Origin of the sequence: Prosthecobacter sp., assembly GCF_034366625.1 — a bacterium.
Taxonomy (GTDB): domain Bacteria; phylum Verrucomicrobiota; class Verrucomicrobiia; order Verrucomicrobiales; family Verrucomicrobiaceae; genus Prosthecobacter.
In genome coordinates, this window is sequence record NZ_JAXMIH010000016.1 from 44,215 (window position 1) to 65,933 (window position 21,719).

General features: G+C 60.0%; 18 protein-coding genes. 9 read left to right on the plus strand and 9 right to left on the minus strand.

The annotated features are described in order from the left end of the window. Window positions 1–18: 18 nt before the first annotated feature. Complete coding sequence (locus tag U1A53_RS18435) at window positions 19–849, plus strand: NlpC/P60 family protein (RefSeq protein ID WP_322283240.1); 831 nt, start codon at window positions 19–21, stop codon at window positions 847–849. Between the two features lie 93 nt (window positions 850–942). Here U1A53_RS18435 and polX read toward each other — a convergent pair whose 3' ends face one another. The 7 genes from polX to U1A53_RS18470 form a co-directional block, all read right to left on the minus strand. Further along, the gene (gene polX / locus U1A53_RS18440; protein WP_322283242.1) at window positions 943–2,682 is read right to left on the minus strand and encodes a DNA polymerase/3'-5' exonuclease PolX; all 1,740 of its coding nucleotides are present in this window, start codon (window positions 2,680–2,682) and stop codon (window positions 943–945) included. 45 nt (window positions 2,683–2,727) lie between these two features. Further along, complete coding sequence (gene lpxD, locus U1A53_RS18445) at window positions 2,728–3,747, minus strand: UDP-3-O-(3-hydroxymyristoyl)glucosamine N-acyltransferase (protein ID WP_345786499.1); 1,020 nt, start codon at window positions 3,745–3,747, stop codon at window positions 2,728–2,730. 25 nt (window positions 3,748–3,772) lie between these two features. After that, entirely contained in the window at window positions 3,773–4,708 is a 936-nt protein-coding gene (locus tag U1A53_RS18450) for a fatty acid desaturase (RefSeq protein WP_322283246.1), read from the minus strand. 183 nt (window positions 4,709–4,891) lie between these two features. After that, the gene (locus U1A53_RS18455; RefSeq protein WP_322283248.1) at window positions 4,892–5,668 is read right to left on the minus strand and encodes a YdcF family protein; all 777 of its coding nucleotides are present in this window, start codon (window positions 5,666–5,668) and stop codon (window positions 4,892–4,894) included. Then, window positions 5,665–6,435 carry an ABC transporter permease subunit gene (locus U1A53_RS18460; RefSeq protein WP_322283251.1) on the minus strand — a complete coding sequence of 257 codons (771 nt, stop codon included), beginning with the start codon at window positions 6,433–6,435 and terminating at the stop codon, window positions 5,665–5,667. The genes U1A53_RS18455 and U1A53_RS18460 overlap by 4 nt, the downstream gene beginning before the upstream one ends. Then, window positions 6,432–7,292 carry an ABC transporter permease gene (locus U1A53_RS18465; RefSeq protein WP_322283254.1) on the minus strand — a complete coding sequence of 287 codons (861 nt, stop codon included), beginning with the start codon at window positions 7,290–7,292 and terminating at the stop codon, window positions 6,432–6,434. Before U1A53_RS18465 ends, U1A53_RS18460 begins: the two co-directional genes overlap by 4 nt. Next, window positions 7,289–8,395 carry an ABC transporter ATP-binding protein gene (locus U1A53_RS18470; protein WP_322283256.1) on the minus strand — a complete coding sequence of 369 codons (1,107 nt, stop codon included), beginning with the start codon at window positions 8,393–8,395 and terminating at the stop codon, window positions 7,289–7,291. Before U1A53_RS18470 ends, U1A53_RS18465 begins: the two co-directional genes overlap by 4 nt. Before the next feature lie 86 nt (window positions 8,396–8,481). On the opposite strand from U1A53_RS18470, the gene U1A53_RS18475 reads away from it, so the two are divergent. After that, window positions 8,482–9,669, plus strand: coding sequence for a protein kinase (locus tag U1A53_RS18475; RefSeq protein WP_322283257.1), 1,188 nt, complete (start codon window positions 8,482–8,484; stop codon window positions 9,667–9,669). Between the two features lie 63 nt (window positions 9,670–9,732). On the opposite strand, the gene U1A53_RS18480 is transcribed toward U1A53_RS18475, so the two are convergent. Then, on the minus strand, window positions 9,733–11,061 hold the full coding sequence (locus tag U1A53_RS18480; RefSeq protein WP_322283259.1) for a di-heme oxidoredictase family protein: 1,329 nt from the start codon (window positions 11,059–11,061) through the stop codon (window positions 9,733–9,735). A 103-nt stretch (window positions 11,062–11,164) separates the two neighbouring features. Here U1A53_RS18480 and U1A53_RS18485 point away from each other — a divergent pair, with 103 nt between their 5' ends. The 3 genes from U1A53_RS18485 (at window position 11,165) to U1A53_RS18495 (ending at window position 13,253) form a co-directional block, all read left to right on the plus strand. Continuing rightward, window positions 11,165–11,524, plus strand: a complete 360-nt coding sequence (locus tag U1A53_RS18485; RefSeq protein ID WP_322283261.1) for a DUF3147 family protein — start codon at window positions 11,165–11,167, stop codon at window positions 11,522–11,524. Window positions 11,525–11,548: 24 nt separating this feature from the next. Then, window positions 11,549–12,646, plus strand: coding sequence for a Gfo/Idh/MocA family oxidoreductase (locus U1A53_RS18490; protein WP_322283263.1), 1,098 nt, complete (start codon window positions 11,549–11,551; stop codon window positions 12,644–12,646). Between the two features lie 124 nt (window positions 12,647–12,770). Further along, the gene (locus tag U1A53_RS18495; RefSeq protein WP_322283265.1) at window positions 12,771–13,253 is read left to right on the plus strand and encodes a hypothetical protein; all 483 of its coding nucleotides are present in this window, start codon (window positions 12,771–12,773) and stop codon (window positions 13,251–13,253) included. A 69-nt stretch (window positions 13,254–13,322) separates the two neighbouring features. Here the strand turns inward: U1A53_RS18495 and U1A53_RS18500 are convergent, their stop codons facing one another. Beyond that, window positions 13,323–14,168: a sugar phosphate isomerase/epimerase family protein gene (locus tag U1A53_RS18500; RefSeq protein ID WP_322283266.1), complete on the minus strand. Its 846-nt coding sequence runs from the start codon at window positions 14,166–14,168 to the stop codon at window positions 13,323–13,325. A 126-nt stretch (window positions 14,169–14,294) separates the two neighbouring features. Here U1A53_RS18500 and U1A53_RS18505 point away from each other — a divergent pair, with 126 nt between their 5' ends. The 4 genes from U1A53_RS18505 to U1A53_RS18520 all read left to right on the plus strand — a co-directional run bounded on the left by U1A53_RS18505 (window position 14,295) and on the right by U1A53_RS18520 (window position 21,700). Further along, complete coding sequence (locus U1A53_RS18505) at window positions 14,295–15,491, plus strand: serpin family protein (RefSeq protein WP_322283268.1); 1,197 nt, start codon at window positions 14,295–14,297, stop codon at window positions 15,489–15,491. Between the two features lie 14 nt (window positions 15,492–15,505). Next, entirely contained in the window at window positions 15,506–16,990 is a 1,485-nt protein-coding gene (locus U1A53_RS18510) for an amidase (protein ID WP_322283270.1), read from the plus strand. A gap of 107 nt (window positions 16,991–17,097) precedes the next feature. Beyond that, a complete protein-coding gene (locus tag U1A53_RS18515; protein ID WP_322283272.1) occupies window positions 17,098–20,241 on the plus strand; it encodes a DUF1553 domain-containing protein in 3,144 nt (1,047 codons plus the stop codon). Window positions 20,242–20,251: 10 nt separating this feature from the next. Then, entirely contained in the window at window positions 20,252–21,700 is a 1,449-nt protein-coding gene (locus U1A53_RS18520) for a DUF1501 domain-containing protein (RefSeq protein ID WP_322283273.1), read from the plus strand. The last annotated feature ends 19 nt before the right edge of the window (window positions 21,701–21,719 follow it).

The window sequence follows — 21,719 nt, forward strand, 5'->3', positions numbered from 1 at the left end:
CCGCATTCTCCAGCCACCATGAAGCCACCTGTTTTCCTCGCGGCCCTCGTTCTGTGCAGCAGTTCGCTCCCTGCCGCCGATTACCAGTCGCCCTACAAGGTCGATTTCACCTTTAAGGAAGAGGAATTGATCAGTGATCTGCTCAAGGGGCCGCGTGCAGACTGGAAGGATCAGGCGAGCGTGCCGTTCCGTGACTGGTATGATCCTGGCAATCAGCGGCGCTGGACGCACTGGGGACCGGCGGCAAAGCATTTCAACCCGCCCGCCGGACTCGCGACGAAAAGCCCGGAGTGGTCGCGCCAGCGCGTGATCGCCACCGGGTTGCGCTTTGCGGGCTACAGCTACCAGCATCATCACATCCCGGACTGGGAGCCGCCTGCCGACTGGCCGAAGGATGAGAAGCAGACGACCCCGGTGAGCAAGGGACTCGATTGCAGCAATTTCACCGCGTTCGTTTACAACCTCGCGCTTGGCATCAAGCCGACCGGTGATGTGCAGGATCAAGCGATGATGACCGAAGCCGCCGGTCCGGGTGCAGGCCGCACGATTCCGGTGCAGCGCATCGAGGTGCCGGAAAATTACGAGGACTTCGCGAAGACGCTGCTCACCGGCGATCTGCTGTTTGTGAAAAGCAACAAGGGCGAGGTTTCACATGTCGTGCTGTGGGTGGGCAAGATCGGCAAGAGCCCCGACGGCCTGCCGCTGATTCTCGACAGCACCGGCACCGGGGCAAAGGACAGCAACGGCAACGAGATCCCGAGCGGCGTGCAACTGCGCCCGTTCAAACGCGGCTTCTGGTATGCCAGCAAGGCCAGCCATGCGCTTCGGATCATTCCTGAAGGGAAATAAGGCCGGAGCGCGAGTGCGTCGAAGACCACTCGCCACTTTTTGGCAAAGCGTTCGTAGCAGGAAAGACCGGCGAGTTACGAAACTCGCGCTCCATCAGCGCGAGCGCTTCTCCTTCAAGACTTCTTCCACCTCCGCAAGAGGCAGGCAATTGATGACATCGTTGCGCGTGAGCCAGCCTTTGCGGGCGGCTTTGGTGCCAAAGATCACGTCCTGGAGGCCGCGGGTGCTGTGGGCGTCGGGATTGATGCTGCATTTGACGCCTTTCTCTTTCGCCAGCTTCCACCAGCGCCAGTCCATGTCGAGACGCCAGGCGCTGGCGTTGATTTCGATGATGGTACCGGTTTCGGCGGCGGCATCGATCACGGCGGCGACGTTGACCTGATAAGCCGGGCGCTGCAGCAGCAGACGACCGGTGAGATGGCCGAGCATGGTGACGTGCGGGTTTTCGATGGCACGGATGATGCGTTTCGTCATCTCGGCCTCGGGCAGATTGAAGACGTTGTGAACCGATGCGACGACGTAATCGAGCTGGGCCATGATTTCGTCGCTGAAGTCGAGACTGCCGTCCTTGAGGATGTCCACCTCGCTGCCGGTGAAGATGCGGAAGTCGTCGAACTCGGCGTTTAGCGCTTTGATTTCCTCGATCTGGGCCAGCAGTCGCTTCTCATCGAGACCGTTGGCTTGGAAGGACGATTTGCTGTGATCTGCGATGCCGAGGTATTGGAAGCCGAGATCATGCGCGGCGTCGGCCATTTCGCGCAAGGTTGCGCCGCCATCGCTGGCAGTGGTGTGATTGTGGAAGACTCCACGCAGGTTTTCGAGCTGGATGAGCCGTGGCAGGCCGCCGTGCTCGGCCGCATCAATCTCGCCGGTGTTCTCACGCAGCTCGGGATCGATGAAATCGAGATCGAGAGCGCGGTAGAGGCCGGCTTCGTCATGAACCGGCGGAATGACCGGAGCATCGGCATGATCGGCCACCGGAGTGAATGCATATTCGTTCAACGACCAGCCACGATTGAGCGCACGCTGACGAATGGCGACGTTGTGCTCCTTGCTGCCGGTGAAATAAGCGAGCGCGAAGGGAAATTCTTTGCTGGAAACGGCCCGCAGATCACACTGCAAGCCGTGAGTCACGTGAATACTGGCCTTGGTGGGACCTTTGGCGATCACATCGACGACCACAGGTAGTTGCACGAAGTAGTCGATGACTTTCTCCGGCTGCCGGGTGGAAACGAGGAAATCGAGGTCATGCACCGTTTCCTTGCCGCGCCGGAAACTGCCGCAGATTTCTGCGTGCGAGACGTTCGGGTGCTGACGCAGTGCCTCCAGAATCTGCTGCACCAGCGCATGCACCTGATCGAGGCGGAACTCGGACGCGTGCTGATCGCGAAAGGCAATGCTTTCGAGGATTTTCTCGACGGTTTTTGCCCCGAAGCCCGAGATTTTGGCCGCTTCGCCACTTTCGCAGGCGCGTTTGAGATCAGCAACGGAAGAGACACCGAGTTCGGCATGCAAGGCCGCCACTTTCTTCGGGCCAAGGCCTTGAACGTCGAATAACTCGAACAGTGTGTCGGGGAACTCGGATTTGAGCTTCTCGTAGAACTCCAGTTTCCCGGTCGTGGCCATCTCGTGAAGCTTGTCACGCAGCGCCTCGCCGAGGCCTTTGATTCCTTCGAGATGATTCTCGGCGGCGAGCTTCATGATGTCGCCGCTGAAACTCTCGACGATCTCGGCTCCGGTGCGATAAGCGCGCACTTTGAAGGTGTTTTCCCCCTTCAATTCAAGCAGCAGGGCAATACGTTCAAAAATGGTGGCGGCGTCTTCGCGGGTCATGTGCTCATGATGGCGTGAGATCGCCGCAGGTGAAGCCGAAATTACTCACACAGGCTTTGATACGCCGATCTGTTTCTCCAGCGCCTTCAAACGGCGCAATGCATCCGGCAACTTCGACAAGGCGATCCACTGGCGCTTGGCCTGCTTGTCCGGAGCGGCAGGAATGCCAAGCACTGTTTCACCGGCAGGAATATCGCGCATGACACCGGATTTGGCACCGACGGTGGCCTGCGTGCCGAGTTTGAGATGGCCGGCGATGCCGGACTGCGAGGCGACAACGACGTAATCTGACAGCACGGTACTGCCAGCGAAACCGACCTGGCCCATAATGAGGCAATGGCGGCCCATGACGACGTTGTGGGCGACGTGGACGAGGTTGTCGATCTTGGTGCCCTGACCGATGACGGTGGAGCCAAGCGCCCCGCGGTCAATGGACGCGTTGGAACCAATCTCGACATCGTCATGAATGACCACATTGCCGACCTGGAGCATTTTGCGGTGGCGGCCTTGATCAAAAACGTAGCCGTAGCCATCGGAGCCGATGGTCGTTCCCGCATGAATGATGACGCGGCTGCCGATCTGCGTTTTCGCATAGAGCACCACATTCGGGTGCAGGCAGGTGTCATCGCCGATCTGACTGTCGCGGCCGATGTGATTGCCGCCCATCAATACGGAACGTTGCCCCAGCCGGACTCCGGCACCGACGATGCAGTGAGGTCCGACGGTCGCGGTGGCGTCGATTTGTGCCGCGGGATCGACCACAGCGCTCGGATGAATGCCCGCAGTGTGAGTTTCAGGCGGAAAGAACAGCGGCAGCACCTTGGCGATGGCGATGCGCGGGTCTTTGACGCGAATGAGCGTTTTCGTCGTGGACTCGAAGCCTGCGGGGACAAGAATCGCACTGGCCTGGCTGGCTTCGGCGGCAGCCAGGTAGCTTGGCTTCTCCGCAAAGGTGAGATCGCCAGCACGTGCGCCATCGGCAGGCGCAATGCCTTGAATCATAAGGGTTCCATCACCGACGACTTCGCCACCGATCTGCCCTGCTAGATATGACACGGTGAACATACGAGAATCAGAGACGTGAGGGGTCTCAAGGCGCAGACTCAGGCAGCGGCACCATGCGCTGCAACTCCACATCCCAGACTTTCAGGCGCAGGCAACGCAGGATTTCGCGGGGATGCAGCGTGGTGATCTTGGGCTTTTGAAGCTCGGGCATCGCCTTGAGCACCTCCGGCAGGCGGTAGAACGGAATGCGCGCATTCAAGTGATGAATGTGGTGATAACCGATGTTGCCACTGAACCAGGCCATGATCCGGCTGGTTTTCATGTAGCTGGAGGATTGCAAGGCCGCGCGCTCGTAGGTCCAGCCCGCCTTGTCGTAAAAGGACACGCCCGGGAAATTGTGCTGCGCATAGAACAGATAGGAGCCGATCGCATACGTGATGAAGTTGGGAATGACCTGGGTCAGCAGCCATGCCTGCCAACCGAAAAAGCCAAGCAGCAGCACCGCGATTCCAGCGTGAACCAGCAGGGCGAGAAGACAGTCGAGGTGCTCACGCGGTTTCGTGACAAACGGCCGCAGGCACATGCCGTGCAAGAACACCGTCAGGTAGCCGAACAGGATGGTCAGCGGATGACGCATGAAGAGGTAAATCCAGCGCGCCGATTTGGACGCCTTCAGGTAATGATCCTTCGTCATGATCGGAAACGATCCGATGTGCGAACCTTTGATCTTCGAGTTATGATGGTGATGGTGATTGTGCGAGCTGCGCCAGATGCTGCTCGGACTCAGGGCGAGGATGCCAAACACGCGCATGTACCACTCGGCCAGCCTGGATGTGGGCAGGATGGCGTTGTGCTGCTGGTCATGGTAGATGACGAACAACCGGAGCAGGAACAGCCCTGCAAGCACACTGCAGCCAAGCTTCAACACGAGAGGTTGAAAGAGCAGCGTTCCCGCAAGAGCCGCCAGCACCAAGACCGACGTTGAGAGAATGCACCACCAGCTTTTCACGGTGTTATCCATGGCATAAAGCTTCGTCGCCAGGATAAGCTCCGAGCCTGTCCTGTCTTTATCGCCAAGAATGATGGAATCGGCAAAAGCCAGGCCACTAGTCATGTGACGTCAGCCAATCCAGCATGAGGGCCAGCGCAAGCTGTGATTGCTCGAATGTTTTTTTATCATCGGGTGATATTGATGCATCCAGAATCAAATCCAGCCACGCAGGCGATAGACCAACAGACCGATGACTTCGTGCATCCAGATTTCGAAGTTCATGAGATTGGTGGCGTTCGGAACATCGAACCATTTGAGCTTTTGCCGACGAATGGAGGCGCTGAGGTAATTGCAAGGAACCGGCACAACAACCACTCCCGCTCTTTCAAACACGGCCTTCGTACGCGTCATGTGAAATGCGGAGGTGACCAGGGCCACTTTCTTCCAGTCGTTCTTCCGCACCAGCTCAGCCACCTTGACCGCCTCATCATGAGTGTCGGAACATTTGCCAAGACTTTGGACGGGGACGGCTGAAAGCTGCCATGCCTCCAGCCACGCCTTGGCTCCATCGGCCTCCGATTCATTCATGGTGTTATTTTCAAGCACCCCACCGCCAACGACAAGAAGCCTCCCCTTTCCGACTTGCGCGAGTTTGACCGCGGTAAAAAGCCGGTCAGAGCCGCCTTTGAGATGCAAACCCGCAGGTTCCAGACGTGATGGCTCGACACCACCACCGAGCACGACAATCGCATCACATTCCGGCAGGGAAGCGACATCAACAGGCGGCCAGTCGTCTTCCAGCGAAGCGAGCAGCAGATGCGGCACCGGCAGCGCGGCGGTAACGGTTAGAAGCAGCCAGGCCGATCCCGTGAACCAAAGCGCGCGCCACCGGCGGCGGCGGATGTGCAGCACCAATTTGATCGTCAGCGCCAGCCAGATCAGCCCCGGCGGCTCAAGAAAATCGACCAGTGATTTGAGGAAGGAGGTCATGCGCGGCGTTGCAGGCGGAAGCTGAGGGCGGCCAAGATGAAAGTGCTGGCGATGAGAAGTGTGCTGAGCGCGTTGATCACAGGCAGGCTGCGGCTGGTTTTCATCATGCTGGCGACGCGCAGTGGCAGCGTGGTGGTGCCAGGGCCGGAAACGAAGAAGGTGATGACGTAGTCGTCAATGGAAAGCGTGAAGGCGAGCAGGCCGCCGGCAAGAACACCGGGCAGCAGGAGCGGCAGCAAGATTTTTTTGACCGCTTGCACCCGTGTGGCACCGAGATCACGGGCAGCGTCGATGAGGGTAAAATCGAAGTCCTGCAAGCGACCGAGCACCACCATGGTGACAAAACTTAAACAGAACGTGACATGGGCGATCCAAATGGTGAGCAGTCCGGTTTCGACACCGGTGAGGACGAACAAGGCCAGCAACGACATGCCCATGAGAATGTCCGGCATGACCAGCGGCAGGGTGATGAGCAAGGAATGCACATCCTGCAGCCAGGAACGGAAGCGATGCAGAGCGTAGGCGGCCAGCGTGCCAAGGATCATCGCGGCGAGCGAGGCGGAGACGGCGATCTTGAGCGTGATCCAGAGCGATTCCCACACCTCTTCCGCCTCCCAGAGCTTTTCATACCAGTTCCAGGTGAATCCCTCCCACTCACCGCCAAAACGCGATGCATTGAAGGAATTCGTGATGAGAACGACCAGCGGAGCGAACAAAAACACGATCACCACCAGTGTGATGAGCGCTGGAAGCCGTGAGTGCCTCATGACGCGGCCTCCTTTCTGCCAAACCGCTGCCAGACGGCGACAATGAGCATCGGCACAAGCACCGCGAGCATCAACCCGGCTGCAAGAGCGCTGGCGTGCGGGAGGTTGCGGTCTGAAAACACGCGCTGGGCGATTTTGCTGCCGAGCATCTCATCCGATGCACCGCCGACCATCTGCGGGATGACATACTGGCCGAGCGAGCAAACAAAGACCATCACCGCTGCTGACACAAGGCCGCGCCTCACGCCGGGAACGAACACCTTGGAGAATGAGCGCCACGGCCCGGCACCGAGATCACGCGCGGCATCGAGCAGGCTGAAATCAAACTTCTCAGCGGCGGCGTAGAGCGGCAGGATGGCGAACGGAAGCTGCGTGTAGATGAGCACGAGCAGCACGGTGCCGGCGTTGTTGAGCAGCATGGCATCCTCTGAAATGAAATGCAGCCAGACCAGCAGGCGTGTGAGCGGCCCCTCAGGATGCAGCAGGGACTTCCACGCGAAGATACGGATCAGGAAATTCGAGAGAAAAGGAATCACGACGAGGAGCAACAACACCTGCCGCATGCGCGGGCCGACGCGCGCCATTTGAAACGCCATCGGCAAAGCCAGCGCCAGACAGACCAGTGTAGTCACGCCGCTGAACCACACGGTGCGCCAGAGGATGGGCACATAAGCCGGATCGCTCACCTCATGAACCGTCGCCATCGTCCAGCCTGCCCCGACGCCGCCATGCAGATCCGCCGGACGAAACGCGGTGACGATGACCAAGACGGCCGGAATCACAAAAAACACAGCCAGCCAGGCGAGGGATGGCAGCGTGAGCAACCACTGCTTGGAACGCTGGCGATCTGTGCTCATGCAGCGTCCTCCAGCAGCACGACACGGCCCTCATCGGGGTGAAAACTCATCCACACCTCGGCTCCACGCTCCGGGGCGATCTCACCGCCACTGAACCGGCTGCGCTGAAGCTGGGCGATGATGTGATGCTCCCCGGCACGAATGCGGTAACGCGTGTGTGAACCGAAATAGGCGATGTCTTCGACCACACCAGCAAAAGCATTCACACGATCGCCGCTAAGCGGACGTTTGAGCGTGAGGCTGATTTTTTCCGGGCGCACCATCAGGCGCAGCGTTTGATTCGATGAGATCGTGCCATTGCTAAGCACGAGCGGACTGCCCAAGCCCTCAACCAGCACGCGCACATAGCCCTCGTGTTGGAGTTCGACGGCGGTGCCGGTGAAGAAATTGGCATCCCCGATGAAGGTGGCAACGAAGCTGCTGCGCGGCGTTTCATACAGATGCTCAGGTGAATCGATCTGCTCGACCTTGCCGGCGTTCATCACGGCGATGCGGTCGCTCAGGCTCATGGCCTCACCCTGGTCATGCGTGACATAGATGAAGGTGGTGCCGACCTGCTCATGGATCGTGTTCAGCTCCATGAGCATGTGCTGTCGCAGCTTCAAATCGAGCGCGGCGAGAGGTTCATCGAGCAGCAGCACCTGCGGGCGGTTCACCAGTGCGCGGGCGACGGCGACACGCTGCCGCTGACCGCCGCTAAGCTGCGCGGGACGTTTGCGCGCCTGCTCGCTGAGGCGCACGAGTTCGAGCATGCGATCCACACCGCTGCGGATCTCCTCGCGCGGGCGGCGGCTCATGCGCAGGCCGAAGGCGACGTTTTCCCACACACTGAGATGCGGAAAGAGCGCGTAGTTTTGAAATACGGTGTTCACCGGGCGCTGCTCTGGCGGCAAAGCGGTGATATCCTGACCTCCAACCAGAATCCGCCCACTGTCAGGCCGCTCAAACCCGGCGATCATTCGCAGCAGGGTGGTTTTGCCGCAACCGCTCGGGCCGAGAAGCGAGAATGCCTCCCCTTGGGCAACAGCCAACGACACATCATCCACGGCACGCTGAGAGCCGAAGGATTTGGTGACGTGGTCGATGACGAGAAAATCGTCCATGCAGGCGGAAACAGGTACTGTAGCCCGCAAACAATGGATGTGGCAAGGAGCTTGCGGGATTCATCATCAGCGGCGAGCGTTTCTGAATGGCATCGAATTTTGAAATCCTGCGTCCCCTGGAAGAAGACACGTCCAGTACGCTCTATCTCGTCCGCGACAAAAAACGCGGCCGTGAATCCTGCCTACGACGGTTTAAAACGCAAAAACAGGAGGATATCGAGGGGCTGAAGGAGCTTTTCATGCAGGTCTCCCACATCGACAGCCCGCATCTGGAGCCGGTGGTCGAATTCGGCACCGACAGGGAGGGGTTCTTCGCGGTGACCGAAGGGCTGCCACCGGGCGAGACACTGAGCACCGTGCTGGAGCGAGGCCCGCTGACCATCGCGGAATTTGAAACCGTGGCGCTGCAACTGATGACCGTGCTGGACGAACTGCATGAGCAGGCGGTCGTGCACGGCAGCCTGCGCCCGGATTTTGTGCGCATCACCGGGGCTTCCGCCGCGAACTGGCGCGTCACGCTGCACGGTTTCGGCCAGGGCTTCGCCGGTCGTGACGATAGCAAGGAGGAGCAAATCCGCGCCTACCGCTGCACTGCGCCGGAGCAGTGGCAGGACGGTACGACGCGACGCCGCACCGATGTCTATGCCCTGGGCTGCGTGCTATATGAGGCGTTGGCCGCAAGACCGCCCTTCGATGGCAAGGTATTGAAGGAACTCCGCCTCAAGCACATCAGCCATGATCTGCCGCCCTTGCAAAAGATCTCCTCGCATGTACCGGGCTGGATGTGCGCCTGGGTGATGCACCTGCTGGCCGTGGATCCCGAGCAGCGCCCACGTAAGGCGGCGGTGGCCCGTGAGCTTTTTGAGCGTCGAGAGGCACCAAACCTGCCGGAACTACCACCGCGCTCGGAAACACCGGCTGAGATCGCGCCCACCACACCACCGGTCAGCCTGAATCCGCAACCGCCCTCCTCACCCGTCGTTCTGCCCACGGCTCATCACGGAGCACGCCATCATGCGACCTCGAGCACGATCCCCATCGCCGCCGGTCCCCATGTGGCCGCCGCCAGGGCGAAACGACCCACGACCATCGTGGCAGCACCACGCAAAACCTACGCGCCGCCACGCAAACCGCCGGCCCCGGCAGGGAACAACCTCAAGCCCAAGCTGATCGCCGCAGCCGCAGTCGTGCTGCTGCTGGTGATTTTCATGCTGTCTCGCTGTGGGAAGGCTCCTGCACCTGTGAAGGGAAAACCGGGGCAAAAACAGCGCTGAGACACAACGACGTGAAGCAGACATCGCTGCCTGCTTCACGCACCCATTGCACTCCACTCACTCTCAGATCGACATCAGAAAGTCGAGCAACTGCTGCACCTGCTGGTTGGTGAGCCTCAGGTAGCGCTCTTTCGCCGCCTTAGCCTCGCCATCATGCGCCTTGATCGCATCATTGACCGTCGCGGCACGCCCGTCGTGCAGATACGGGGCGCTGGCGCGCAGGCCCCACAGCGGCGCGGTCTTCATGTCGCGCACATCGGCGGTGCCTTGAGCGATGCCGTCGCCCAGAGCGCCCATGTCATGCAGCAGCAGGTCGGAGAACAACCACACCTCCTGGTTGCGCAGAGAAGCGGAGCGATTGGGACCTGTGCGCATCACCGGCACATGACAGGTCGCGCAGCCGACAGTTTGAAACACATTTCTTCCAGCCACGGCGCTTGGCGTCAGTTGCAGGCGCGGCGGAGCGCCAAGCCATTGCATGAACTCGGCCAGCCGGTCGATGTCTCCCCTGCCCTGCGCATCCAGCGTGTCCTCAGGATCGGCGACCGTGTCGTACTGGCTGAGAAGCTGCGCATTGCCATTCGGCGCGTTTTCCACCGGGAACAGGCGGTTGGTGATGCCCATCTCGTTCACATACGCCTCACCGGAAAATGTCAGCAGAGTGGCGACTTGTGCTTTCCAGCCAAAACGGCCAATCATGTTCCGCCCTGTCGCCGCATCCTGCACACGGGACACCTTTCCCAGCACACCATCCACTGGCTGCCGCCTCACGTTGCGCAGAATCTCCGCGTCCGGGATCGCCTCGATCAGACCGAGGCCAAAGAGCGGCGTGGTATTGCGCTGTGCCACCACGTTCGCCTCCGGCGGCACGACCTCATGCACCGCCGAATTGATCTCGCGCTCCTGCAACAGTGAACCACCCAACGTCGCCAGCGGATTGAACACGCCGTTCTCCGTGCGGCCGAAACGCGTCACATTGAACACACTCGCTCCGCCGACAGCAGGCGACGAATGGCAGATCACGCACGAGGAACCGTTGAAAATCGGCCCCAAGCCGCTGGTATCCGTCTCCACGGCTTCAAAGTCGGCCCTGCCATCGCGAAACTCCTGCAACTCGCGCCGCGTGAGTCCTGGCAGCGGATCACCGAACTGCGGTTGTCGCGGATTGGGCGGAGGCGTTTGCGGGATCTGCGCCGGTTGCGGACGTTGCGAAGGCTGCTTCAGCGGAGGCGGTGGCGGTGGCGTCCGAGGAGCCGGCTGCGTGGCCGGAGCCGCAGGCGCGTTGCGCGGGGGCGGTGGCGGCTGCTTTTTCGGTGCCTGGGCGCTGGCTGGCGTCACGATGGAGCACGCCAGCGCGAGCATGAGGATGGGGTGATTGCGGATCGCTTTCATAGCATGTGGTGTGGGTTGCGATCACGCCCGTGCGCATGATCTTGCTGCCCCGGAAAAGCCCGCACGCAGAAAATCGTTACTGTATTTTTCAAACTCACCCGTCATGACTCTCAAACTCCTCCTCAAATACCTCCTCAGCGCAGGCATCATCACCCTGGTGAGCGAAATGGTGAAACGCAGTGACAAAGCCGGCGCCCTCCTCGCCGCGCTGCCGTTCGTGAGCATCATCACTTTGTTCTGGGTGCATTTTGAGAGCGCTCCTGAACTGCGGGCACAGAAGACCGCCGACCACATGTATTACATCTTCTGGTACGTGCTGCCCACGCTGCCCATGTTCCTGCTCTTTCCTGCCTTTCAACGCTGGTGGGGCTTTTACGGCGCCCTCGGCGGCAGCGCCGTGCTCACCATCGCCCTCTTCGCGCTGCTGCGCGTCATCACCGCCCGCTTTGGGTTGATGCTGTGATCGAACTCATCTAACCACTCCGACATGAACACACCACTTTGCCGCTGGGGCATTCTCGGCGCCGCCTTCATCGCACGCAAAAACTGGCAGGCCATCCGCGATGCCGGAAACGCCACGCTGGTTGCTGTGGCCAGCCGTGATCTGGCTCGTGCGCAAAGTTTCATCAATGAATGCCAGGGCAGCGCGCCGCATCCCACCGCTCCTGAGGCGATGGACAGCTACGATGCACTGCTCACGCGAACCGACATCGATGCCGTTTACATTCCGCTGCCCACCGGATTGCGGAAGGAGTGGGTGATTCGCGCCGCGCAGGCCGGAAAACACGTTCTCGTCGAAAAACCTGTCGGTTGCGGCGCCACCGATGTCGCCGAGATCATCGCCGCGTGTGAAAAGCACCACGTGCAGTTCATGGACGGCGTCATGTTCATGCACGGGCGCCGATTGAATCATCTGCGTGGCGTGGTAGATCGCGATGTCGGCCAGATCCGCCACATCGCCTCGCAATTCAGCTTCATGAGCGACGCGGAATTCCAGCGCACCAACATCCGTGCGCACGGCACGCTCGAACCACTCGGCTGTCTGGGCGATCTCGGCTGGTACTGCCTGCGCTTCACGCTTTGGGCCATGAACTACGCAGTCCCCACTCACGTCACCGGCCGCATCCATGCCGAAACACGGCAAACCGATGACGCGCCGCCCGTACCGCTCGAATTCTCCGGCACGCTCACCTTCGCGGGCGGCACCAGTGCCTCGTTCTACTGCTCCTTCACCGCCGCGAACGCCCAGTGGGCCATCGTCAGTGGCGACAATGGCCTGCTGCAAGTCTCCGACTTCGTCCTGCCCTTCTCCGGCCCGCAAACCCATTTCAGCATCACCCGCTCTGATTTCGTCCTCGACCGCTGCCAGTTCGACATGCACGAAGGCCGCAGCATCGAAACAATCGACGAACCCAGCAGCAACGCGCCCGGCTCGCAGGAATGCGGCATGTTTCAAACCTTTTCCCAACTCGTGCTCTCAGGCAAAATCGACCCGCACTGGCCCAACATCAGCCTGCTCACGCAACGTGTGCTCGACGCCTGTCTGCGTTCGGCAAGAGCGGGAGGCGTGACCGTTGATTGTTGACGACGATGTTCTGACAAGGCAGTCAGGGATCAAACTGATTGTTCAAATGCCCCAGTGTCGCGAAATGAACCCGGTTGTCCTGGGGAACACAGACGTACTCATTTGGGACAACCCATTGAACGCTATGAAAACACTCACCAAGCTTACCGCTATCGCGCTGCTGCTCATGAGCAGCACCGCCCTCCGTGCCGACCTCGCCGACATGGTGGCCTTGGCTATCTACGCAGACCAGCTTCAAAACCAAGGTGTGCGAGGCCCCCAATTCACCCAACTGGTGGATCAACGTTACGTGATGCTGTATCCAGACTACAGGTACCAAGGCAATGGCATGGGCGGCTTCGTGCAGCAAATGCATGCCCGAGGCCTTTATGGCAAAGCCTTGGCCAATGCCATTCATGCCGAACAACAACGCCGTGGCATCGGCATGGGTCGTGGCAATGCGGGCATCCCACCCGGACAGCTCAAAAAAACCGGCATCGGCCTTTTCGGTCCAGGCAAGGTCAAGCCCGGCAAACCCAACACGGGTCTGTTCAACTTCCTGGGCAAGAACAAACCCAAGGATAAGCCTGCGTCATTCAGCACGGGCAAAGGCAAACACAAGAAATGATGTTTGCGCGGATGGAACAAATGTGAGGCGGAGCACAAGCTGCCCGCCTCACTGGGACGACAGGCTTTGCTACAAATCCAGCACCTTGTCCATGCGCTTCGCCACATCGGCTAGGTAATCCCAGTTCCCGGCCTTCACCTCAGCAGCAGCCCACCCCGTATAATTGATCTTGACCAGTTCAGCGCGCACCGCGGCCCAGTTGATGCTGCCTTCGCCGAGCGGCTTGTCGAAACCTTTGCGCATGCCTTCGTTCATTGCTCTGTCGAGGTCGTATTCCTTCACATCGAGCTTCTGGCTCCGCTTCCCAAGCACCTGCGCCCAATGCTCCGGCACGCCCCAGCGCACCATGTTGCCGATGTCGAAATGCACCTGCACCCACGGGCTGCCCACTTCATCAATGAACCGCGCCATGTCGTAGGCGCTGATGAGAAACGTGTTCCAGACATTTTCGATCAGCACCTTGATTCCCTGTTTCTCCGCATGCAGAGCAGCAGCCTTCATGCGTACAACTGACTCGTCCCACGTCTGCTGAAGCGGCTTGTCCTGCGGATAAGCCAGCACGACTAGCATCGAGTCACCATCGAGTTTCTTCGTGAGATCAATGCCCGCCTCCAGCCCATCGCTGCGTCCACCGACCGTGCCGTCGATGACCAACCCGCTCTCCTTGCTCGCGGCGATCCATTCATCCGCGTTATCTGTGTTCACATGACCGAGCAGACTCGGTTCCACACCTTCATAGCCGCAAGCACGCAGCTTCTTGAAAGCCTCCGTCAACGTCATGCCCTGCGCCGCCTTCTGCGCCATGCCCCACTTGAGCGATTTGCGAATCTTACCCGTGAATTGCCCGGCATGAACGCCGGAAACCGGGATCGCAGCGGCAGCGGCGGAGGAGAGAATGAATGAGCGGCGGTTCATGGGTGTGGAGCAGCATCTCAGAAAATCGGAGCGCCTGTCGAGCTTGAAACAGTGCCTCAGCCCGCTTCACCCAAATTGCAGAAGCGATCCTTGCCGTGGATCAATCTCCCGAATTATACTCCGCACATGCGCGCCTTGCTGACTTTGCTGCTCCTTGCCTGGAGCCTCCCTGCCCAGGAACCGAAACAACAGGCGGCCGCAGCCTCGAATGCCCACGCCTGCGAGCTGTTCCAATTCTTCCGTCAGATGACCGAGGGCAATTTTTGCTTCTCCCCTTTCAGTTCGCATCAGATCGCCAGCCTTCTCACAGCAGCGGCGAACGGTGAAACACAAGCCGAACTCGCAGCAGTTGCTCACATGGCCGATGGCACGGCAAAAGGGGTCGAAAATACCGGTGCGTTGCGTGCCGAATTAGCTGCCACTGCAGGCAGGGGAGCGCTTGGGTTGGAAATCACTAATTCACTATGGGCTGCAGATGCCAGCGACTTTCAGCCGTCGTTCTTGGAGTCCGCTCGCTCACAATTCGGCGCAACGCTGCAAAAACTGCCGAAAGGCGATGCCACCACCTGCGCGGCCGCCGTGAATCTCTGGGTGCGTGAGAAGACACGCGGACGTGTGCCGCAGATCGTCGGCCCTGCCTCATTTGCGTCACCGGAACGCGCCGTGGTGGCCGTAAACACGGTGTATCTCAAAGGCCGCTGGTCGAGTCCCTTCGACCCCAGGCTCACCAAACCACGCTCATTCCAAACACCAAGCCAGGCCGTCATGCTGCCCACGATGCTGATGCCGCTCGGTGCGTTTGATTATGCCGAGGCCGAATCCTGGCAATGCCTCGAAATGCCCATGACTAGCGGTGAGGTGAGCGTGCTAATCCTGCTGCCACGCAATGATCCCGCACGGTTAAAAATCGAAGCCAGTCTCAGCCCAGAACACTGGAACGCCGTGCGCAGCGGCATCGCCAACTGTGACGTGAACGTGATGCTGCCACGCTTTGGCTACAGCACGCAACTCAGCCTCAAGGCACTCTGGCAGGCGCTGGGCGCGAAACGTTTGTTCCAGGCGGGTGCCGCTGATCTCTCCAACGGCCTGTCGGCGGGCAACTGGTTCATCAGCGACGTCTCGCACGAGGCAATGATCGAAGTGAACGAACTCGGTGCCGAAGCCGCTGCTGCAACCCTTGGTCCGAGAGACCCTTTCGGAGCCGCTCCTAATCCGCCCAAACGTCGTAATGTCAGCTTCATCGCCAACCGTCCCTTCATCTGGGTGCTGCGGCATCAAGCCACTGGATTGATTCTGTTCATGGGACGTTACGCAGGAGCTTGAGCATCACTCATGACATGAAACGCCGCCGCCTTCTTCAATCTGCCGCCTTGGCGCTCTGCCCGGCAGCCTGCGTGGAAAAACTACGCTCTCCGCTGCCATTCGCCACCCTTGCCGATCTCGCGGCCCTGCTTGAGGCGAAGAACACGACGCCGCTGCTGCTTGCCGAACATTTCCTGGAGCGCATCGCAAGGCTGGACCGTTCCGGGCCGCGACTGAGTGCGATCATTGAACTCAACCCTGAGGTCAAAACGATCGCCGCCTCGTGCAAACCCGGCCTGCTGCATGGCCTGCCGGTCTTGATCAAGGACAACATCGAAACCGCCGATGCCATGCAAACCACGGCAGGTTCGCTGGCACTACGAAATCACAAACCAGCACGCGACGCAGCGCTCGTATCTCGATTGCGCGAGGCTGGCGCCATCATTCTCGGCAAAACGAATCTCAGCGAGTGGGCGAACATCCGCTCGCCCGATTCCACCAGCGGTTGGAGCGCACGCGGTGGTCTCACGCGCAATCCGCACAAGCTCACGCACAGCGCCAGCGGCTCCAGTTCCGGCTCCGCAGTCGCCGTGGCGGCAGGACTGGCTCCGGCGGCGATTGGCACGGAAACCAACGGCTCCATCATTAGTCCGGCCAGCGCCTGCGGCATTGTCGGCTTCAAACCAACGGTCGGACTCATCAGCGGGGCGGGTATCATCCCGATCACCCATCATCAAGACACCGCAGGGCCAATGACGCTCACCGTTCGCGATGCTGCGATGCTCATGCAGGTGCTCAGCAAAGATTTCAGCGCAGAACTGCCGCACGACGCCCTGAAAGGCGCACGCCTCGGCGTGCTGCGGAAACAAAGTGGCAAGCACCCGCAGGTGCTCGCGCTGTTTGAAACTGCGCTGCAAAAACTGCGTGATGCCGGGGCCATCATTATCGATTCCGTTGAACTGCCGAACACTCGCGAAGCCGGCTCCCTGTCCTGGAAGGCCATGCTGATCGAACTGCGCACCGATTTGAACGCCTACCTCGAACAGCGTGGCGGTGACGTGCGCGCGCTGGCGGAATTGATCGCCTTCAATGAAAAACATCGCGACGCCGAAATGCCGCACTTCGGCCAGGAGTTCTTCGAGCAGGCGGAACAACTCGGCACACCGGAAATCATCGCCGCAGGCCAGAAAGCTCGACAGCTTGCCAAAAAACTCGCCGGGCCGGAAGGAATCGACGCTGCGCTCCAAGCTCACGGTCTCGACGCCCTGATCTGCCCCACCAACGATCCTGTCGGCGTGATCGACCTGGAAAAAGGCGACACCAATGAGCGCGTCGCCAGCACTCCTGCCGCCGTGGCCGGCTACCCACATCTCACCGTGCCCATGGGCTTCGTGAACAGCCTGCCGGTCGGTTTTTCTTTCATCGGCACTGCTGGAGCAGATGCGCGCATGCTTGCCCTCGGGCATGGCTTCGAGCAGATCACACTGGCACGTCGTCCGCCGACGTTCAGCGCAGGATAAGACACATCTTTGCCAGCATTGGAGGCGACTTGGCTGTAAAAACGCAGCCCTTGCCATCGTAGGCACAATCATACAGGTCAGCAGCACTTTCATACCACCCAGAAACCATGCAATCCCACCGCCTCAACCTCCTGGTGCTTCTTGCCCTCAGCACGACCGCCCAGGCGCAGCCCATCGGGTTCAACAAGGACATCCGCCCCATCCTTGCCGATGCGTGCTTCCATTGCCACGGACCCGACCCGGGAACCCGCAAGGCCGGACTGCGGCTCGACACCGAGGCGGGATTCTTCACCGCGAAGAAGGGCGAGGAGCCAACCGTCATCAAAGGTCAGCCGGACAAGAGCGCCCTTTTCCAACGCCTGCTCTCCACCGACGAGGATGAAGTGATGCCCCCACCGGAGTCGCACAAAGAGATCAAACCGGCGCAGATCGTCCTCATCAAGGAATGGATCGCCCAAGGTGCCCCGTGGCAGCCGCATTGGTCGCTGATCCAGCCTCAGCGCGGTGCAGAACCTGCCGTCAAAGACAAAACCTGGGTGAAGACGCCCGTGGATCGCTTTGTGCTTTCCAAACTGGAAGCGACAGGCCTCAAGCCCGCACCGGAGGCTGATGCGCACGCGCTCATTCGTCGTGTGAGTCTCGACCTCACCGGTCTGCCGCCTTCGCCGGAGTTGGTGAAGCGTTATGCCACGGCGGAAAAGCTCACGGACGCTCAACTCAGCGCGCTCGCTGATGAACTCATGAAGTCGTCGGCCTACGGCGAACATCGCGCCCGCTACTGGCTGGATGCGGCGCGTTACGGTGACTCCCACGGGCTGCACTTTGACAAACCCCGCGAGATGTGGCCCTACCGCGACTGGGTGGTGAAGGCCTTCAATCGCAACCAGCCTTTCGATCAGTTCACCATCGAGCAGATCGCAGGAGATTTGCTGCCTAAGCCAACCGAAGACCAACTCGTCGCCACTGGATTCCAGCGCTGCAACATCACCACGAATGAAGGCGGCACGATTGATGAAGAAAATGTCGCCAACTACGCAGCGGACCGCGTGCAGACGATGGGCTGGGTCTATTTCGGCCTCACCACGAACTGCTCGCAGTGCCACGATCATAAGTTCGACCCAATCACACAGCGCGACTACTACTCGATGGCCGCGTTCTTCCGCAACACAACGCAGAAAGCCAAGGACGGCAACGTGAAGGACGGCCTCGGCCCCATCCTCGTTCTGCCAACTGACAAAGATCGCCCACGTTGGACCGCCTTGCCCACCGAGATCGCCGCAGCGAAAACGAAGCAGACGGAGTCTCGCAACGGAGCTAAACCGAAGTTTGATCAATGGCTCGCCAGCGCGAAGCCAGAGGATCTCGACAAAGATGTGCCAACCAAAGGCATCGTCGCTCATGTGCCGCTGAATGAAGGCGTTGGCAGTGAAGTCACCGGCAATTGCGGTGCCACAAAGAAATTCAAAGCCACTGGCGAAGTCTCCTGGAAGCCCGATGGCAAACTCGGACCCGCACCCGTGATGAAATCCGGTGGCACCTTTGAGATCGGCGACGTGGCTGACTTTGAAAAGGATCACGCATTCAGCTACGGCGCATGGGTTCGCGCAGGCCGCGCTGGGGTCTTCGGTGGCATCCTTGCCCGCATGGATGAGAAAGGTGATTACCGCGGATGGGATCTCTTTCAAAACGACACCAAGCTCAGCGTCCACATCGTCAGCAAATGGCCCGATGACGCGATCAAAGTCACCACCGCCAAGCCCGCGCTGAGGCCCAATGTGTGGCAGCACGTCTTCGTCACCTATGACGGCAAAGGTAAAGCCGGCGGCGTGCGCATCTTCGTCAATGGCGAAGACACGCCTGTGAAAGCCGAAACCAACGCGCTCAAAGGCAGCATCAAGACCACGACGCCCACACGCATCGGCCAGCGCAGCCACACGCAGATCTTCACGGATGGCGGCGTGCAGGACGTGCGCATCTATGACCGCCAGCTCACCGTTGCTGAAGTGATGACCCTATCCAAAGTCGGCCCGCTGCGCGCCATGCTCACGGCCAAGAAACAGGGTCCGAAACAACAAGAGGCACTGTTTGAGCACTACCTCGTCACACGCGATGCCGCGTATCAGACTGCTTTGTCGCAAACCAACAAGCTGACTGCCGAACAGGACGCCATCAAGGCCCGCAGCCCCATCACCCACATCCAGGAGGAGAAGATGGACGCCAAACCCATGGCCAACATCCTCATGCGCGGTGCCTATGACAAAGTCGGCGAGCAGGTCGATGCCGCCGTGCCAGCTTCACTCGGCAAACTGGCTCCGAATGCCCCGAAGAACCGTCTCGGCCTCGCGCAATGGCTTGTTGCTGCGGATAATCCGCTCACGGCACGCGTCACTGTAAACCGCTTCTGGCAGGAACTCTTTGGCGCAGGCATCGTGAAGACCAGCGACGACTTCGGCATCATGGGCAGTGCTCCCACGCATCCCGAATTGCTCGACTGGCTCGCTGTCGAGTTCCGTGAGAGCGGCTGGGATGTGAAGCGCTTATTCAAGATGCTCATCACCTCCGCCGCCTATCGTCAGGCCACGCTCATCACACCCGAGAAGATCGAAAAAGATCGCGATAACATGCTGCTCTCACGCGGTCCGCGCTTCCGCATGGATGCCGAGATGATTCGCGACTATGCCCTCGCCGCCAGCGGCACGCTCTCGCCCCGCATGGGCGGCCCCGGCACCATGCCGTATCAGCCGGAAAACATCTGGGAAGTCGTCGGCCTCGGCACAGAGAAATACACGCAGGACAAAGGCGAGAACCTCTACCGTCGCACGCTCTACAACTTCTGGAAGCGCATGTCCCCCTCGCCAAACATGGACATCTTCAACGCCCCAAGCCGCGAAGTCAGTTGCGTCCGCCGCGACCGCACCAACACGCCGCTGCAGGCCCTCGTCACCATGAACGACCCGCAGTTCGTCGAAGCCGCCCGCAACCTCGCGCAAAAGGCCATCGCAACCCAGGATCCACTCACCTACATCGCCGAGCGCATCCTCTGCCGTCCGCTGAAAGCCAAAGAACAGCCCATCCTCGCGGCAAGCCTCGCCGATCTCCGCAAGCACTATACCACCAGCGCCGCCGACACCGAAGCCCTCCTCAAAGTCGGCGAATCCAAACCCGACGAAAAGCTCCCCAAAGCCGAACTCGCTACGTGGACGATGCTTTGCAATCAGCTCATGAACCTGGACGAAGTCCTCAACAAGTAATCCGACTGCCATGAATCTTCTTCAAGAATGGAACACCTATCAAACCCGCCGTCAGCTCTTCACACGCGGTAAAAACGTCCTCGGTGGCGCGGCGCTCGCTTCGCTGTTTGGCGAATCCTTGGCCAACGCCTCCAACGCGCACGCTCCAGGCCCGCAGTTCCCGCCAAAGGCCAAGCGTGTGATCTACCTGCACATGGTTGGCGGCCCATCACAGATGGATCTGTTCGACTACAAGCCGCAGATGCAGGCCTATTACGACAAAGACCTGCCGGAAAGCATCCGCAATGGTCAGCGCCTCACGACGATGACCAGCGGGCAGGCGCGTTTCCCCATCGCGCCGTCGAAGTTCCAGTTCAGCGCAGCAGGACAGTGCGGCTTGATGATGAACACGCAGTTGCTGCCGAACCTCGCCAAGAATGCCGATGACATCTGCTGGATGCGGTCGCTGCATACCGAAGCGATCAATCACGAGCCCGCCATCTGCGCCATGCAGACGGGAAATCAGATCGGCGGTCGCCCCTGTCTTGGTTCCTGGGCCTCTTACGGCCTCGGCTCGATGAACTCGAACCTGCCCACCTTCGTCGTGCTCATCGCCACGCCGAGCAATCGTGAGCAGGAGCAGGCCATCTCCTCGCGCCTCTGGTCCAGCGGCTATCTGCCCGGCGAGCATGCAGGCGTGTCCTTCCGTAGCAAAGGCGACCCCATTCTCTTCATCAACAACCCGCCCGGCGTCCCCGACAGCGTGCGCAAGCGCACCATCGAAGGCCTGAACGCCCTCAACGAGATCAACTACCAGGAAGTCGGCGACCCCGAGACGCACACACGCATCCAGCAATACGAAATGGCCTTCCGCATGCAGGCCAGTGTCCCTGAACTCACCGACATCACCAAGGAGCCCGACCACATCTACAAACTCTACGGCGAGGAAGCCAAGAAGCCCGGAAGCTTTGCCAACAGCGTGCTCATGGCCCGCCGACTCGCCGAGCGCGGCGTGCGCTTCATCCAGATCTACCACAACAACTGGGACCATCACTCCAACGTCGGCGGTCGCATGCCAAGCCAGTGCAAGGATGTCGATCAGCCCTGCCATGCCCTCATCCAGGACCTCAAACAGCGCGGCATGTTCGACGACACCCTCATCATCTGGGGCGGCGAATTTGGCCGCACCATCTATTCCCAAGGCGGCCTGACCAAAGAAAACTATGGCCGCGATCACCACCCACGCTGCTTCAGCATGTGGATGGCTGGTGGAGGCACTCGCGGTGGCCAGATCTACGGCGAGACGGATGACTTCAGCTACAACATCGTCAAAGACCCCGTCCACATCAACGATCTCAACGCCACTATCCTCCACCTCATGGGCATCGACCACCGCAAGTTCAGCTTCAAGTTCCAGGGACTGGATCAGCGCCTCACCGGCGTGGAGGAGCATCATCCGGTGAAAGCGGTGCTGGCGTAAAATTGCCACAACAGCCTTG